The organism is Streptomyces sp. NPDC057474 (assembly GCF_042802555.1).
In the GTDB taxonomy this organism is placed as follows: domain Bacteria; phylum Actinomycetota; class Actinomycetes; order Streptomycetales; family Streptomycetaceae; genus Streptomyces.
Genome location: NZ_JBHVDX010000128.1, coordinates 1 through 16,312 on the forward strand (window position 1 = coordinate 1; position 16,312 = coordinate 16,312).

Below are 16,312 nucleotides of genomic sequence, written 5' to 3' on the forward strand. Positions count from 1 at the left end.
CGATGTGTCCGCGGCGGCCCTGTCGCGTTCGGGGCCGGAGCATTTGAGGCACGTCGTACGAGGCGGACCGTGACGGGATGCGGCTCGCCGGGACGATCGAGCGGCGCGGAGTGTGCTCGGTCCCGACGACGTCATGCCGGGCGTCGCGGACGTCGTCACCGAGGTGCACGTCGAGACGGTCTTCGACGACGGGTCACGGCCCTCGTAAGGGAGCTCCTCGACGGGTCACTGGGGTGAACGCGGTCGCGGACACACGATCAGCCGCCCGGGTTGTACGTAATTCGAGCACATTGATCCGGGGTGGGTGATGCGTTTGTATCGCGGTGAACCATCGGCGAACGGCCGGGGGACGACAAGGTTTCGGGGGAACCGTGTCCAGAGTCGCACCCGTGTCCAAGCACCGCGGGTCTCAACGGGATCCATCTCCCTGGGCTCCGCTTCCTTGGGTTCGGCGTTGGGCACGACTGTCCTGGTCCCACCGGACACCACCGGCGGCACGGCCACGGCGTACGTCGAGCCGGGCATGATCGCGGACGGCGGCGGCCGGGTCGCCCTCGAGTCCCAGGACCCGACCCTGATCCCGGCCGGCGACACCAACGACGCCCGGGCAGTCTTCGTACGCCACACATGATGACCGCGAGGTGATCAGCAGGCTGTTCGCATCCTGAGACGGACGGTGAGCGCGGGGACGGTCTGTGCCAGACTGCCCCCGTGCTCTCGTTCGCCATGATTATTGGCAGCAGGCGCGCCGGTCCGCAGTGACCGCCACGTACGACCAGGTACGGGCGGACACCGTCGTCCTCGACCCGCGCGCAGACCTCTCGCACCCGCGAGGGGTTTTTCGCTTTTCTGGCCCACCTTCAGCCGGGAGTGCAGCGCGAGGGATCATTGGAGGACGGTGGAGCCGGTCATTCCGGTACGACCGAGATCCAACACAGGAGCCTTGAGACCATGACGGAAACCAGCGAGCTCGACGACTCGTTCCACGTCTTCGACACCACCCTGCGCGACGGCGCCCAGCGTGAGGGCATCAACCTCACGGTCGCGGACAAGCTGGCCATCGCACGGCACCTGGACGACTTCGGCGTCGGCTTCATCGAGGGCGGCTGGCCCGGCGCGAACCCGCGCGACACCGAGTTCTTCGCCCGCGCGCAGAAAGAGATCGACTTCAAACACGCCCAGCTGGTCGCCTTCGGCGCCACCCGCCGCGCCGGCGGCAAGGCGAGCGAGGACCCGCAGGTCAAGGCCCTCCTGGACTCCGGCGCCCCGGTCATCACCCTCGTCGCCAAGTCCCACGACCGGCATGTCGAACTGGCACTGCGCACCACCCTCGACGAGAACCTGGAGATGGTCCGCGACACCGTCTCCCACCTCCGCGCGCAGGGCCGCCGGGTCTTCGTCGACTGCGAGCACTTCTTCGACGGCTACCGCGCCAACCCCGAGTACGCCAAGGCCGTCGTCCGCACCGCCTCGGAGGCCGGCGCCGACGTCGTGATCCTCTGCGACACCAACGGCGGCATGCTGCCGGCGCAGGTCCAGGCGGTCGTGTCGACGGTGTTGGCCGACACCGGCGCCCGGCTCGGCATGCACGCCCAGGACGACACCGGCTGCGCGGTCGCCAACACCCTGGCCGCCGTCGACGCGGGCGCGACCCACGTCCAGTGCACCGCCAACGGCTACGGCGAGCGCGTCGGCAACTCCAACCTCTTCCCGGTCGTCGCCGCCCTGGAACTGAAGTACGGCAAGAAGGTCCTCCCCGAAGGCGCCCTGCGGGAGATGACGAGGATCTCGCACGCGATCGCCGAGGTCGTCAACCTCACCCCCTCCACGCACCAGCCGTACGTCGGTGTCTCCGCCTTCGCGCACAAGGCCGGCCTGCACGCCTCCGCGATCAAGGTCGACCCGGACCTGTACCAGCACATCGACCCCGAGCAGGTCGGCAACACCATGCGGATGCTGGTCTCCGACATGGCGGGCCGCGCCTCCATCGAGCTCAAGGGCAAGGAGCTGGGCGTCGACCTCGGCGGCGACCGCGAGTTGGTCGGCCGGGTCGTCGAGCGGGTCAAGGAGCGCGAACTCAGGGGCTACACCTACGAGGCCGCCGACGCGAGCTTCGAGATCCTGCTGCGCGACGAGGTCGCGGGCAAGCCGCAGCGCTACTTCCGCACCGAGTCCTGGCGGGCCATCGTCGAGGACCGCCCCGACGGCAGCCACGCCAACGAGGCCACCGTCAAGCTGTGGTCCAAGAGCGAGCGCATCGTCGCCACGGCCGAGGGCAACGGCCCCGTCAACGCGCTCGACCGTGCCCTCCGTGTCGCCCTGGAGAAGATCTACCCCCAGCTCGCCAAGCTGGAGCTGGTCGACTACAAGGTCCGCATCCTGGAGGGCAAGCACGGCACCAACTCCACGACCCGAGTACTGATCTCCACGACGGACGGCACGGGCGAGTGGTCCACGGTCGGAGTCGCCGACAACGTGATCGCCGCGTCGTGGCAGGCGCTGGAGGACGCTTACACGTACGGGTTGCTGCGGGCGGGTGTGGAGCCGGCGGAGTGATGAGCTGAGAGCCCGGGTGGAGGGGGTGCGTGGGCGGCTGCGGATGGTTCGTGGTTGCTCGCGCAGCTCCCCGCGCCCCTGAACAGCGAAAGCAGGGGCTGCGCCCGGCATTCGCTTTTCTCGGCCCGCAGGGCCGGGTCTTTGCTCTTCAGGGGCGCGGGGAACCGCGTGACCAGCCCTCACTCACCCGCAGTCGACTACGCACCCCTCCGGCGGAGCCGTCAGCATGACTCCTCCGCAAGCTCCTCGAACTCCTCAAGGCTCATCGCCCGATCATCGGCCCACACCTGCCCCGGCTCGAGACCGGCGATGTCCGCCGCCGTGAACGCGACCTTGCCATTGAGGTCGTCACCGGACCCGTACTGTCCGAAGCTCAGCAAGTAGGAACGGCCCGGCAGCAACCGCTGCTCTCCCCGCGGCTCCGCCTTCCATGCGGCCGGCGGTGAGAAGAGCGGGAACTCGGCGTCCCCGGACCGCTCGCCCTCCGTGTCCCAGCCCGTGGTGACCGTCTCGTCCTCGTCGGAACTCGTCCAGCCGTCGAGATCCAGACCCTGATACCCGGCGTCACCGCACGGCCGGATCAGCGCCCGAGGCGCCCCGTCCGCGTTCACCGTCACGGCCGCGAGCGGCAGATCGACCGCCGAGCAGCCGCTCAACAACACCGCCCCGGCCACCGCCCCCACCGTCCCGAGAACCTTCCGCAGCATCCAGACCCCCCGTAACCCTGTCGCACTACGTGACCAGTACCCCTCCCGAACGGTTGTACAGGCGTCTTTACGCCTACCCAAGTCGACAGCTGACTCCGATCAAGTCACAAAAGAAAAACGGGAGTTGAGCGCTGTGACTGGTCCTGGAGTCTCAGTGGAGGGAACCCCGATGCGGAACCGAAGAACGTCGTTGCTCGTTTCGGCCGCCCTGCTGTCCGGCCTGACCCCGCTGTCGTTCGCCCCCACGGCGACGGCGGCCGCACCCGCGAAGGTGACCACCGACGCCACCGCCTACCCCGTGGCCGAGGGCGGCACGGCCCACCTTCGGGTCACCGTCACAGGCACGGTCACCGAGCCCGTCAGCGTGGCGTACCGGACGACCGCCGACGCCGACCACACCCCGGTCGACGGCACCCTGACCTTCCCGGCGGGCACCCCGTCCGGCACCGCGCGCACCATCGTCGTACGTACCCTGCCCGACAAGTCCCCGGAGACGGCCGAGACGATCCCCGTCACGCTCACCGTCACCGGCGCCGAGGCCCCCGCCGAGACCCCGAACGTCGTCATCGCGGCCCACGGCCTGCCGTACCTGAACCCCAGGCTGCCCGTGCGGAAGAGGGTCGCCGATCTCCTCTCCCGGATGACCCTGGAGGAGAAGGCCGGCCAGATGACCCAGGCCGAGCGCGGTGCGCTCGCCACCCCCGCCGACATCACGGCGTACGCCCTCGGCTCGATCCTCTCCGGCGGCGGCTCGACCCCCGCACGGAACACGCCCGAGGCGTGGGCCGCGATGATCGACGGCTTCCAACTCCGCGCCCTGTCCACGAGGTTGCAGATCCCGCTGATCTACGGCGTGGACGCGGTCCACGGCCACAACAACCTCGTCGGCGCCACGATCACCCCGCACAACATCGGCCTGGGCGCCTCCCGCGACCCTGAACTCGCCTACGAAATGGGCGCGTTGACGGCGGCCGAGACCCGGGCCACCGGCATCCCGTGGGACTTCGCGCCCTGTGTGTGCGTGACGCGCGACGACCGCTGGGGCCGCGCGTACGAGTCCTTCGGCGAGGACCCGGCGCTCGTGAAGTCCATGGAGACGGTCATCCAGGGTCTCCAGGGCGCCCGCGACGGCCGCGACCTGGACCGCTCCGACAAGGTGCTCGCCACCGCCAAGCACTTCGTCGGCGACGGCGGCACCGAGTACGGCTCGTCCACGACCGGCACGCACACGATCGACCAGGGCATCACCAAGGTCACCCGCCAGGAACTGGAGGCGGTCCACCTCTCGCCGTACCAGGAGGCCGTGGACCGGGGCGTCGGCTCGGTCATGCCGTCCTTCTCGTCCCTCGACATCCTCGGCGACGGCAAGGGCGCGGTGAGGATGCACGCCCGCGCCGACATGATCAACGGCGTCCTCAAGGACCGCATGGGCTTCGACGGCTTCGTCGTCAGCGACTGGCAGGCCATCGACCAGATCCCCGGCGACCACGCCTCCGACGTCCGTACGTCGATCAACGCCGGCCTCGACATGATCATGGTCCCGAACGCGTACGGGGACTTCCACCGGACCCTGGTCGCCGAGGTGAGGGCGGGCCGCGTCAGCGAGCGGCGCGTCGACGACGCCGTCTCCCGCATCCTCACCCAGAAGTTCAGGCTGGGCCTCTTCGAGAAGCCGTACGCCGACCCGAGCGGCATCCCCGGCATCGGCTCGGCGAAGCACCGCGCGGCGGCCCGCGAGGCGGTGGCGAAATCGCAGGTCCTGCTGAAGAACACGGGCGGGGTCCTGCCGTTGAGGAAGTCCCAGAAGGTGTATGTGGCCGGTTCGAACGCCGACGACATCGGCAATCAGTCCGGCGGCTGGACGATCACCTGGCAGGGCTCCTCCGGCGACATCACCGAGGGCACGACCGTCCTGGAGGGCATCCGGAAGGCCGGCGGGAACCGCGTCACGTACTCCAAGGACGCCTCCGCCCCGACCTCCGGGCACGACGTGGGCGTGGTCGTCGTCGGCGAGACACCGTACGCCGAGGGCTTCGGCGACGTCGGCAACGGCCACGACCTGGAGCTGAGTGCCGCCGACAAGGCCGCCGCCGACAAGGTCTGCGGCGCCATGAAGTGCGTGGTGCTGATCGTCTCCGGGCGCCCCCAGCTCATCGGCGACCGGCTCGGCGACATGGACGCGCTGGTCGCCTCCTGGCTGCCCGGCACCGAGGGCGACGGCGTCGCGGACGTGCTCTACGGCAAGCGGCCCTTCACCGGACGGCTCCCCGTCACCTGGCCGAGATCGGAGACCCAGCTGCCGATCAACGTCGGCGACACGTCGTACGACCCGCAGTTCCCGTACGGCTGGGGTCTGACGACGAAGGGGGCGGCACCGACGACGAAGGGGGCGGCGGCGGCACCGGAGCGCGGGGCACACGCCTCGGTGCTCAAGGCGCGGCAGCTGGTGCAGGCGAAGGTGGGCCAGGACGCCCGGATGACGGCGGCGGTCGCGAAACCCTTCGCGGAGGCCGACCACCTGCTGCTCACGGGCCGCTACACGCAGGCGCTCGCGAAGCTGGGGGAGGCGCACCGGGCGGCGTGACGGGCGGCGTGACAGCGGTCCGCCGACGGCCGGTGGGGAGCCGGGGCCTCCGGTTTTTCGGTTCCCCATCGTCCCGATCGTCCGTTTTCACGCCGATCGAGGTAGCTTCGAAGTATGAAGGGCGCACCGCTTCGACGTCTGCTCAGCCTCCTGACGGTGGCGCTCGCCGCGATGGCACTTGCGGCTCTGGCGGTGCTGTCGGTCGGTGCGCCGAGCGCCCACGCGGCCACCGACCTCTCGACGGTGGCCTCGGCCCTGCGCGAGAGCCCCGTCTACGTCGACCCGGACGCCTCCGGCCTGCTCTCCTCGTCGGACGCCGAGGCGCTCGCCGACAAGATCGAGGACGCGGACGAGCCGATCTTCGTGGCGGTCCTCCCGGCCGACTACCCGACCCAGAACCTCTTCCGGAACCTCCGCACGGAGACGGGCGTGACCGGCCTCTACGCCATCCGCCTCGGCGACCGCTTCAACGCCCAGGCCGACACCTCCGTCCTGAGCCCGCAGGCCGTGGCGAACCTGGTCACGGCGGTCCAGGGCGCCGGCGACCCCAAGGCCCAGCTCAACGACTTCGTGGACGACGCCATACGCAGCAACCCCGGCGGCACGGCCCCGTCGAGCTGGAGCGGCGGCGGCGACGAAGGCGTGGACGCGGGCGCCCTGGCGGCAGCGGGCGCGGTCGTGGCGGCAGGCGGCGTGGGCGCGTACGCGCTGGTCCGCCGCAACCGCCGCAAGAAGGAGGAGGAACGCCGCGAGGCGCTGGCCAGGCTCGCGGTGGTGGTGGACGAGGACATCACCGCCTTCGGCGAGGAACTGGAACGCCTGGACTTCCACCCCGCCGAGGTCGGCGCGGACGACGCCATGCGCGCCGACTACGAGCGGGCCCTGGACGCGTACGAGAAGGCCAAGTCCCTCATGGCGGCGACCACCCGCCCCGAGGAGGTTCGCGCGGTCACTCAGACTCTGGAGGACGGCCGCTTCTCCCTCACCCAGCTCGCCGCCCGCAGGGAAGGCCGCGCGCTCCCCGAACGCCGAGCCCCCTGCTTCTTCGACCCCCGGCACGGCCCCTCCGTCGCGGACGTCCTCTGGACCCCGGGCGTCGGCACCGAACGCGAGGTCCCGGTCTGCGCGGCGGACCAGGCCCGTCTGGCGGACGGCCAGGACCCCATGATCCGCGAGGTGGAGACAGTGTCCGGCGGGCGTCGCCCCTACTGGGACGCCGGCCCCGCCTACGGCCCCTGGGCAGGCGGCTACTACGGCGGCGGCATCCTCCCCGGCCTCCTCGTCGGCACCATGCTCGGCAGCATGATGGCCACCCCCTCCTACGCGGCCATGTACGGCTCCGGCTACGGCGACTTCGGCGCGGCCTCCGGCTACGAGGGCGGCGACGTCTCGGGCGCCGACTTCAACACGGACGACTTCACCGGCGGCTTCGGCGGCGGCGACTACGGCGGCGGAGGGGACTTCGGGGGCGGCGGGGACTTCAGCGGCGGGTTCTGAGGACGGCGTGGACGCAGGCATGAGCACGGGCCCGGCGCTGGGCAGCGCCGGGCCCGTGGACGTCGTACATACGAAGTACTGCCGGTTCTCGGTCAGAGAGTGGCCGCGGCCGCCGCGATCTGGGACGCGAAGGTGGACACCTCGGTGTAGACACCGGGGGCGTTGGGCCGGGCGCAGCCTATGCCCCAGCTGACGATGCCGACCTGGACCCACTCGTTGGCGTTGTCCCGGCGGAACATCGGGCCGCCGGAGTCGCCCTGGCAGGTGTCGACGCCGCCCGCCGCGAGCCCGGCGCAGATCTCCTCGCCCGCGATGAGCCCGCTGTAGCCGCTGTACGAACGGCAGGTCGCGTCGCTCATGAACGGCACGGTCGCCTTGAGCAGATACCGCTGCTGCGAGCCGCCCTCGGTGGCCGCGCCCCAGCCGGCGACCGTGAAGGTACCGGTGTTGTACGCCGTGGTCGTGGCGATCTTCAGTGTCGGTTGGTTGATGGGCGAGGCCAGCTTGATGAGCGCCCAGTCCTTGCCGTCGCCGTTGTAGCCGGGGGCCCGGTACACCTTGGTCGAGCGGACCTGGACCCGGCCGCTGGTGTTCTGGAGGTCCACGACACCGGCCGTGGCCGTGTAGCTGGTGTTGTTGCCGGTCGCGCCCACACAGTGCGCGGCCGTGAGCACGATCTGCTGCGTGTACAGCGCGCCGCCACAGCCCATCGACAACCGGACCATGAACGGGAACTCGCCCTGCGCGGCCCGCGTGCCACCGACAACAGGCGCGGGGGCGGCCTCCGCCGCCGACACCGGCTGCAGACTGGCGATCGCGAGCGCGGCGGCACCGACAACCGCGCATCTCTTCAGAGCGGTGATGAGTCGCTTCAAGGTGATGCCTTCCGTGGGGGGTTGACATGCGATGACTCGTACAACCGAACCGCAGACATGACGCAGGCATGCCAATCAGGCGCCAGGAAATCGCCTTTCATGGCATGCCCAGGTCAATTTCTGTTGCAGGATTATGAGAACGCCGAAAGCCCCCACGCAAGAGGTACGAACCAGCCAGCTTCACTTGCGGCTCGCGTACCGCTCTCCGGCCGCATGCCACCACCCGGGCGGCGAGGGCCCGTTCACGACGGACGTCGACTGATCCGGGTGCAGCCCGAGCCGCCGCAGCGCCTCGGCATCGACCCGAACGCTGATCCACGACCGCCAAGGCCCATCGGCCCCGGGCCCACACGCCCGATCCCAGCCGAACTCCTCCCCACGGAACGGCATCCAGTCGATACCCCGCTCACGCAGTCAAGCGTGCAGCGCCGCGACGGGGCGCGGGCATCCCTTCACGACCTCGTAAGAGGCGACGACGACCCACTCAGTCGATGACGCGCTCAAGAAACACGCTCCAGTGGTGGGGGAGGGGGTGAGGACATTGCCGGCGGGAAGCTTGGAGTCGCGGATGCGGACGGCGGAGGGGTGGGCGGCGAATGAACGGGCTCGATGTGCTCCAGGATCTGCCGGATCTGCTCCCGCATCACTTCCGGGCCGCCGACCTCCCGCCGCAGGATGCTCTCTTCGAGAACGAAGTGACCCACGGGCGGCCGGTCCCGCTGCCAGATCAACTGCCTCTCCATACGGGCATTCACCCAGTGCTCGGCGGTCTCGCTCCCGATCGCCGGATACCGGTGGTCGAAGACGGCGCGGCAGCAGTCCCTGGTCTGAAGAAGCCCGGGAACCACCAGGCTCTGGTACGAGAGAACGCAGACGGCCTCCTGCTCGTGATCCACAAGCCCCTGCGCGAACTGAACAATCCGCTCCCGCACGGGCAGCTTGGCCACCAGCACGGCCAACGCCCCACCGGTGCTGAGCAGTTCATCGAACGTTGATGAACGCCTCCAGCGTCTCGCCCGGCGTGAAGGCGGGACCTTCCCGGTGAGCGTCGCGGTCGCGGGCAAGGCGCCCGTCGAAGTCGCCCGGGAGGTGTGCGGCGAGATCGTGGACGGTCCAGCCCGGTACCGCTTCCTTGCTCCGGTCGGCGGGCGCCAGGTCGCGCAGTGTGGCCATCAGCGCGGCGTGTTCCGGAGCAAACGGAGGGCGAGCGTCGATCGGGGCACCGAGCCAGGACCGACTCGGCACGTCATCGAGCTGGGAGTCCATGACCGAAGCCTGCCAACCGAATGACCCGACGGCCATCGAATATCCGACCCTAGATCTTCTGCGCGAAAAGCAAGTGCACATGTGCGAGGGAACCCCGCAGACTGACCCGGTGATCGACATCACCGCCGAACTCGTACGCACCCTGATTTCCGACCAGTTCCCGGAGTGGAGCGACCTCCCGGTCAGACCCGTCGACCATCAGGGCTGGGACAACCGCACCTTCCGGCTCGGCGAGCAGCTGACCGTGCGTCTCCCGAGCGCGGAGGGCTACGTGGCCGCCGTGGCGAAGGAGGACCGGTGTCTGCCCGGCCTGGCCGAACATCTGTCGTTGCCCGTACCGGAACCGGTCGCTGTCGGGCGTCCGGCGGCGGGCTACCCGTTTCCGTGGTCGGTGCGGCGATGGCTGCCGGGACACACCGTCGAGGCCGCGACGGACATCGACCGGACCCGACTCGCCCGCGATCTCGGCGACTTCCTGACCGAACTGCGCAAGGCTCCCGCCCGCCCCGGCCCGGCCGCCGGTCGGCACTCCTACTTCCGTGGCTGCCATCCCAGCGTGTACGGCGACGAGGTCGAGCGGGCCCTCGACGGGCTGAAGGACATCGTCGACGGCGCCGCCTGCCAGGCCGTCTGGGCGGACGCGCTGACGTCCGCCTGGCCGTTGTCGCCCACGTGGTTCCACGGTGACGTGTCCGTCGGCAACCTGCTCGCCACCGGCGGGGCCCTCTCCGCCGTCATCGACTTCGGCTCCTCCGGCGTCGGCGACCCCGCGTGCGACCTGGTCATCGCCTGGAACTACTTCGTCGGCGAGGAGCGGAAGGTCTTCCGCGAGGCCGTCGGCCTGCCCGACGACGCCTGGCGGCGGGCGCGCGGCTGGGCGTTGTGGAAGGCGCTGGTGAGCATGGCGGGACTGTCCAGTCCGGACCCCGAGGGCACGCAGAGCCGGGTGCTCGTCCAGGTGCTGGAGGACCCCGCCGTATAGCGCCGTCGTATAGGACCGCCGTATAGCCGTACAGCGCCGTCGTATAGCCGTATAGGACCGTCGTATAGGACCGTTGTATAGGACCGTTGTATAGGACCGTCGTATAGGACCAGGGTCGGCGTATAGGACGGAAGCCGGCCTATTTCCTGCCTACCGTGTCGCCATGAGCAGCACTCCCGAAGACGGCACGGAAACCCGGGCGTTCGAAGACGCCGACCGGCTCGATGCCTGGCTCGCGGCACACCCGGCCCCGCACCCCGGCCTCTGGGTGAAGGTCGGCAAGAAGGGGGCCGGAGTACGTTCGGTCAGCTCCGGTGACGTCAACGACGTCGCCCTCTGTCACGGCTGGATCACCGGCAACCGGAGGCGACTCGACGAGACGTACTTCCTGCAGCGGATCACCCCGCGCAGGCCGGGCAGCGACTGGTCGATGGTGAATGTGCGGCGGGTGGACGAGCTGAGCGCCACCGGGCGGATGCGGGCCGGAGGGCTCGCCGAGGTCGCGACTGCCAAGGCGGACGGACGGTGGGCGGCGGCGTACGAGTCGCAGAAGGAGGCCACCGTGCCGGAGGATTTGGCGACGGCCCTCGAACACAGCCCTCGCGCCCGGCGAAGCTTCGAGCGGCTCGGGAAGACGGACCGGTACCTCGTCGTCCTGGGGCTGCTGAAGGCCCGGACGCCACAGACGCGAGCCACCCGGCTCAAGGCGGCCTTGGCCAAGTTGGAGACGGGCGACCAGCCGAGCCATCGATCACCGTGATCGGAATGCCGCCGCGTGACACCGCACAGCCACCGGACGCTGGTCGGGGGTCCACCGCTGTTCGACCGTGGCAGACACAACCAGCCGTACAGACCGACTCAACGAGCCGTGCCGGCCGACGGCTCGGCCCGCGTCGCGCGCGGGCCGTGGCCGACCGGAGGAAATCAACCCGCGTTCCGGATCGCCGAGATGTCGAAGCTCAGCTTGATCTTGTCCGACACGAGGACGCCGCCCGTCTCCAGCGCCGCGTTCCACGTGAGGCCCCACTCGGAGCGCAGGATCTCCGCCTTGCCCTCGAAGCCGACGCGCTCGTTGCCGAAGGGGTCTTTGGCGGCGCCGTTGAACTCCAGGTCGATGGTGAGCGGCTTGGTCGTGCCGAGGATGGAGAGGTCGCCGGTGATGCGGTAGTCGTCGCCGCCCAGGGCCTCCGCCTTGGTCGAGCGGAAGGTCATCGTCGGGAACTCCTCCGTCTTGAAGAAGTCCGCGCTCTTCAGGTGACCGTCACGGTCGGCGTTGCCGGTGTCGAGGCTGTCCATCTTGACGTCGATGGAGGCGGTGGACCGGGACGGATCCGAGCCGTCCAGGTGCAGGCTGCCGGAGAAGTCCAGGAAGCCGCCCTTGACGTTGGTGACCATGGCGTGGCGGGCGACGAAGCCGATCGCGGTGTGGGACGCGTCGATCGTGTAGTCACCGGTCAGCGCGGCGAGCTCGGGGTTCACCGCGGAGACGGTCGCCGAGTCGGTGGCGGTCTCGGTGGTCGTGTTGCTGCGGCCGAAGATGCCCATGACGTGCTCCTTGGATGATGTCGTTCAATGCTCAACTAACTCAACACGGCCCACCGTAGACCTATTCCGTTCAAGTTTCAACCTTATCGTTCTGGTAGTCGCCACGTCACACAGTGTTGATCTGTCTTCGGAGCGGTGATACACGACATGAGCATGACCTCGACCCGCCGTACGTTCCTGTTCCTCGCCGCGTCCCTGGCGGCGACCACCCCCGCCGCGTACGCCGACGAGTACGACACCCTCCGCCGCCGCTGGCTGACCATCGCGCTTGGCGCCGGCTACGACCCCGCCGCCGAGCCCTACGCGAGCCGCCTCCGCGAAACCGGCGACCGCGCCCGCGCGTTCCGCGCGGCCATGGCGCCCACCGCCGGCTCCCTCTGGCCGGGCCACCCCTTCGACCCGCCCACCGGGATCACCCAGAGCTACAGCCGGCTCTGGACGATGGCCCAGGCGTACGCGCAGCCGGGCACCGGCACGACCGGCGACGCCGCCCTCCTCTCGGACGTCCTGCGTGGTCTCGACCACCTCACCGCGACCGTCTACAACCCCTCCACCACCCGCTACGGCAACTGGTGGGAGTGGCAGATCGGCAGTCCCCGCCTCCTGCTGGACATCGTCGCCGCCCTGTACGACGAGCTGACACCCGCTCGGCGGGCCGACGCCTGCGAGGCGATCGACCACTTCGTCCCCGACTCGATGCTCCGCGAGTACACCGGCACCTCCACCGGCGCCAACCGCGTCGACCTCTGCCGCTCCGTGGCCCTGCGCGGCATTCTCGGCCGCACCCCCGAGAAGATCGCCCTGGCCCGGGACGCCCTCTCGCCCGTCCTCCCGTACGTGACCCGGGGGGACGGGCTGTACGCCGACGGCTCGTTCGTGCAGCACACCTGGGTCGCCTATTCGGGGACGTACGGGCAGGTCATGCTCGACGGACTGGGGAGGCTCTTCGCGCTGCTGGCCGGGTCGACCTGGGAGGTGACCGACCCGAACCGGCAGATCGTCCTCGACGGCGTCGAGCGGGCGTACGCGCCACTCATCCATGACGGGCTGGTGATGGACAGCGTCAACGGCCGCGCCATCAGCCGGGGTTACTTGAAGGGCGACGACCGGCACATCATGCGGAGCGACCACTTCCACGGGCAGGGGATCATCGCCGCGATCGCGCTGCTCGCGCTCGGCGCCACCGCCGCCGAGCGCGAGCGGTGGCACGGGCGGATCAAGGGGTGGATCGAACGCGACACGGTGACACCGATCCTCACGGCGAAACAGTTCGGCTTCGCGGACCTGGCCCGGCTGCACGCCGTCGCCGCCTCCCCGGTCGCCGCCGCGCCCGAACCCGTCGGCCACCGTCTCTTCCCCGCCATGGACAGAGCCGTCCACCGCCGCCCGCGCTTCGCGGTGAACATCGCCATGGCCTCCGACCGCATCGCCCACTACGAGTGCGGCAACGGCGAGAACCCGCGCGGCTGGCACACAGGCGCGGGGATGACGCTCTGGTGGGCCGAGGGGCACGGCGGCCGGGCCGATCGGGCCGATCGGGCCGATCAATACACAGACTGGTTCTGGCCCACCGTCGACTGGTACCGGCTCCCCGGCACGACCGTCTCCACCAAGCGGCTCGCCGACAAGGAGGGCGGCGAATGGGGCGCGCCGAAGCCCGCCGTGCGGTGGGTCGGCGGCACCACGGACGGCGAGTACGCGGCGATCGGCCAGCATCTCAAGGGTCTCGGCTCCACCCTCCAGGCCCGCAAAGCGTGGTTCTGCGTCGCGGACGCCGTCATCTGCCTGGGGGCGGGGATCAGCTGCGCGGATGGGGTCCCGGTGGAGACGGTGGTCGACAACCGGAACCTGGGGGAGGCCGACAACAGAGCGCCGCAGATCCTCCTACGGGGCAGGCGCTGGGCGCACCTGGAAGGCCACGGGGGCTGGGTCTTCCCGAACGACCCGCCCGGCGGCGCCTTGCGCACCCTGCGCGAGGACCGCACCGGCGCTTGGTCCGACATCAACGTCACCAGTACGGCCGAACGCCGCACCCGGCGCTGGCAGACCCTCTGGCTGGACCACGGCACCGATCCGGTGAACGCCGACTACGTCTATCTCCTCATGCCCGGAGCGTCCCGCCACGCCGTCGAGGCCCGTGCCGCCGACCGGCGCTGGTTGTCGATCCTCGCCAACGACGGCACCTGCCAGGCCGTCCACGTCCCCTCGCTCGGTCTGACGGCCGCCAACTTCTGGCAGGCCGGCACGGCGGGCCCGCTGACCGCCTCCGCCGGGGCGAGCGTGCTGGTACGCCGCCGGGGGAGGACCGCTACCCTCTGCGTGAGCGAACCGCCGCGGACGGGCGAGCCGGTGGAGATCACTTGGCGCGGACCGGTACGCACGGTGGTCCGGGCGGACGATCCGGTCGAGGTGCTGGAGGCGGCGGCAGGCCGGCTACGGCTCCGCGTCACCCCCGGCACGGCCTGCGCCACGCTCGGCTGTGAGCTGATTCTCGCTTGAGAGACCCGGCGGCCCTTTGTGCGCCCCCTACAAGCCCCACCCCCTCTGAGCAGTCGGTTCGGCTGCATGCCGGCAAGGTTCTGTTCAGGGGTACCAGGAAAACACGCCGGAGACTGTACGGAGTCGACGGACCGCTTTGCTCGGTCGGCTTCGTAAGGTCGCTACATGACCGTTTTGGATGAGGCACCGGGTGAGCCGACGGACGCACGAGGGCGAGTGGCCGAGCTGCACGAGATTCGTGCTCAGGCGTTGGCCGGCCCCAGCGAGAAGGCGACCGAGGCGCAGCATGCCAAGGGCAAGCTGACCTCCCGGGAGCGCATCGAGCTGCTGCTGGACCCGGGCTCCTTCAACGAGGTCGAGCAGCTGCGCCGGCACCGGGCCACCGGATTCGGTCTGGAGGCCAAGAAGCCGTACACCGACGGTGTGGTCACCGGTTGGGGCACGGTGGAGGGCCGTACGGTCTTCGTCTACGCCCATGACTTCCGCATCTTCGGCGGGGCGCTCGGCGAGGCCCACGCCACGAAGATCCACAAGATCATGGACATGGCCATCGCGGCCGGGGCCCCGCTGGTGTCGCTGAACGACGGCGCCGGCGCCCGTATCCAGGAGGGTGTTTCCGCGCTGGCCGGGTACGGCGGCATCTTCCAGCGCAACACCAGGGCCTCCGGTGTCATCCCGCAGATCAGCGTGATGCTCGGCCCGTGCGCGGGCGGCGCGGCGTACAGTCCCGCCCTCACGGACTTCGTGTTCATGGTCCGCGAGACGTCCCAGATGTTCATCACCGGCCCGGACGTCGTCAAGGCGGTCACCGGTGAGGAGATCACCCAGAACGGCCTCGGTGGCGCGGACGTGCACGCCGAGACGAGCGGCGTGGCCCACTTCGCCTACGACGACGAGGAGACCTGCATCGCCGAGGTGCGCTACCTCCTGTCGATGCTCCCGCAGAACAACCGTGAGAACCCGCCGCGGGTGGAGGCCTCCGACGCGGCGGACCGCCGCGGCGACGTCCTCCTCGACCTGGTCCCGGCCGACGGCAACCGGCCGTACGACATGGCCAAGGTCATCGAGGAGATCGTCGACGACGGCGACTACCTGGAGGTCCACGAGCGCTGGGCCCGCAACATCATCTGCGCCCTCGGCCGTCTCGACGGCCAGGTCGTCGGCATCGTCGCCAACCAGCCGCAGACCCTCGCGGGCGTCCTGGACATCGAGGCATCGGAAAAAGCTGCACGCTTTGTCCAGATGTGTGATGCTTTTAACATCCCGATCATCACGCTGCTGGACGTCCCCGGGTTCCTCCCGGGTGTCGACCAGGAGCACGGCGGAATCATCCGCCACGGCGCGAAGCTGTTGTACGCGTACTGCAACGCGACCGTGCCCCGGATCTCCCTGATCCTGCGCAAGGCGTACGGAGGTGCCTACATCGTCATGGACAGCCAGTCCATCGGTGCGGACCTCACGTACGCGTGGCCGACCAACGAGATCGCCGTCATGGGCGCCGAAGGTGCCGCCAACGTCATCTTCCGGCGGCAGATCGCCGAGGCCGAGGACCCCGAGGCGATGCGGGTCCGGATGGTCAAGGAGTACAAGGCCGAGCTGATGCACCCGTACTACGCGGCCGAGCGCGGCCTCGTCGACGACGTGATCGACCCCGCGGACACCCGCGCGGTCCTCATCCGCTCCCTCGCGATGCTCCACACCAAGCACGCGGACCTGCCGTCCCGCAAGCACGGCAACCCGCCGCAGTAACCCGCCGGTTCCTTCGCGGTCCCTCTGCGGAAACCTCTCTCACGGAGACTGA

Annotated in this window: 12 protein-coding genes and 2 pseudogenes; 9 read left to right on the top strand and 5 right to left on the bottom strand. The window is 69.9% G+C overall.

Annotated features, from left to right (window positions below; genetic code table 11):
• Positions 1 to 50: 50 nt before the first annotated feature.
• The 3 genes and pseudogenes from ACFU53_RS29455 to cimA all read left to right on the top strand — a co-directional run.
• A pseudogene (locus ACFU53_RS29455) lies at positions 51 to 199 on the top strand (urease subunit gamma); the annotation flags it as partial.
• Positions 200 to 454: 255 nt separating this feature from the next.
• Positions 455 to 631, top strand: coding sequence for a hypothetical protein (locus ACFU53_RS29460; protein WP_383998814.1), 177 nt, complete (start codon positions 455 to 457; stop codon positions 629 to 631).
• Between the two features lie 320 nt (positions 632 to 951).
• On the top strand, positions 952 to 2,556 hold the full coding sequence (gene cimA / locus ACFU53_RS29465; protein ID WP_383998817.1) for a citramalate synthase: 1,605 nt from the start codon (positions 952 to 954) through the stop codon (positions 2,554 to 2,556).
• 221 nt (positions 2,557 to 2,777) lie between these two features.
• Here the strand turns inward: cimA and ACFU53_RS29470 are convergent, their stop codons facing one another.
• Positions 2,778 to 3,263, bottom strand: coding sequence for a hypothetical protein (locus ACFU53_RS29470; RefSeq protein WP_383998820.1), 486 nt, complete (start codon positions 3,261 to 3,263; stop codon positions 2,778 to 2,780).
• 169 nt (positions 3,264 to 3,432) lie between these two features.
• Between ACFU53_RS29470 and ACFU53_RS29475 the strand changes: the two genes are divergently transcribed.
• Entirely contained in the window at positions 3,433 to 5,847 is a 2,415-nt protein-coding gene (locus tag ACFU53_RS29475) for a glycoside hydrolase family 3 N-terminal domain-containing protein (RefSeq protein ID WP_383998823.1), read from the top strand.
• A 114-nt stretch (positions 5,848 to 5,961) separates the two neighbouring features.
• The gene (locus ACFU53_RS29480) at positions 5,962 to 7,344 is read left to right on the top strand and encodes a hypothetical protein (RefSeq protein ID WP_383998826.1); all 1,383 of its coding nucleotides are present in this window, start codon (positions 5,962 to 5,964) and stop codon (positions 7,342 to 7,344) included.
• A gap of 92 nt (positions 7,345 to 7,436) precedes the next feature.
• Here ACFU53_RS29480 and ACFU53_RS29485 read toward each other — a convergent pair whose 3' ends face one another.
• The 3 genes and pseudogenes from ACFU53_RS29485 to ACFU53_RS29495 all read right to left on the bottom strand — a co-directional run.
• A complete protein-coding gene (locus ACFU53_RS29485) occupies positions 7,437 to 8,219 on the bottom strand; it encodes a serine protease (protein ID WP_383998829.1) in 783 nt (260 codons plus the stop codon).
• Between the two features lie 500 nt (positions 8,220 to 8,719).
• Entirely contained in the window at positions 8,720 to 9,172 is a 453-nt protein-coding gene (locus ACFU53_RS29490; RefSeq protein ID WP_383998832.1) for a DUF5753 domain-containing protein, read from the bottom strand.
• A 37-nt stretch (positions 9,173 to 9,209) separates the two neighbouring features.
• Positions 9,210 to 9,485: pseudogene (locus ACFU53_RS29495) on the bottom strand (hypothetical protein); the annotation flags it as partial.
• 109 nt (positions 9,486 to 9,594) lie between these two features.
• On the opposite strand from ACFU53_RS29495, the gene ACFU53_RS29500 reads away from it, so the two are divergent.
• Positions 9,595 to 10,467: an aminoglycoside phosphotransferase family protein gene (locus tag ACFU53_RS29500; protein ID WP_383998835.1), complete on the top strand. Its 873-nt coding sequence runs from the start codon at positions 9,595 to 9,597 to the stop codon at positions 10,465 to 10,467.
• A 163-nt stretch (positions 10,468 to 10,630) separates the two neighbouring features.
• A complete protein-coding gene (locus tag ACFU53_RS29505; RefSeq protein ID WP_383998838.1) occupies positions 10,631 to 11,227 on the top strand; it encodes a YdeI family protein in 597 nt (198 codons plus the stop codon).
• A gap of 164 nt (positions 11,228 to 11,391) precedes the next feature.
• Here the strand turns inward: ACFU53_RS29505 and ACFU53_RS29510 are convergent, their stop codons facing one another.
• Positions 11,392 to 12,012: a YceI family protein gene (locus tag ACFU53_RS29510; protein WP_383998841.1), complete on the bottom strand. Its 621-nt coding sequence runs from the start codon at positions 12,010 to 12,012 to the stop codon at positions 11,392 to 11,394.
• 147 nt (positions 12,013 to 12,159) lie between these two features.
• On the opposite strand from ACFU53_RS29510, the gene ACFU53_RS29515 reads away from it, so the two are divergent.
• Together ACFU53_RS29515 and ACFU53_RS29520 are read left to right on the top strand one after the other, a co-directional pair.
• Complete coding sequence (locus ACFU53_RS29515; RefSeq protein ID WP_383998844.1) at positions 12,160 to 14,511, top strand: polysaccharide lyase 8 family protein; 2,352 nt, start codon at positions 12,160 to 12,162, stop codon at positions 14,509 to 14,511.
• Positions 14,512 to 14,676: 165 nt separating this feature from the next.
• On the top strand, positions 14,677 to 16,260 hold the full coding sequence (locus tag ACFU53_RS29520) for an acyl-CoA carboxylase subunit beta (protein ID WP_383998847.1): 1,584 nt from the start codon (positions 14,677 to 14,679) through the stop codon (positions 16,258 to 16,260).
• The last annotated feature ends 52 nt before the right edge of the window (positions 16,261 to 16,312 follow it).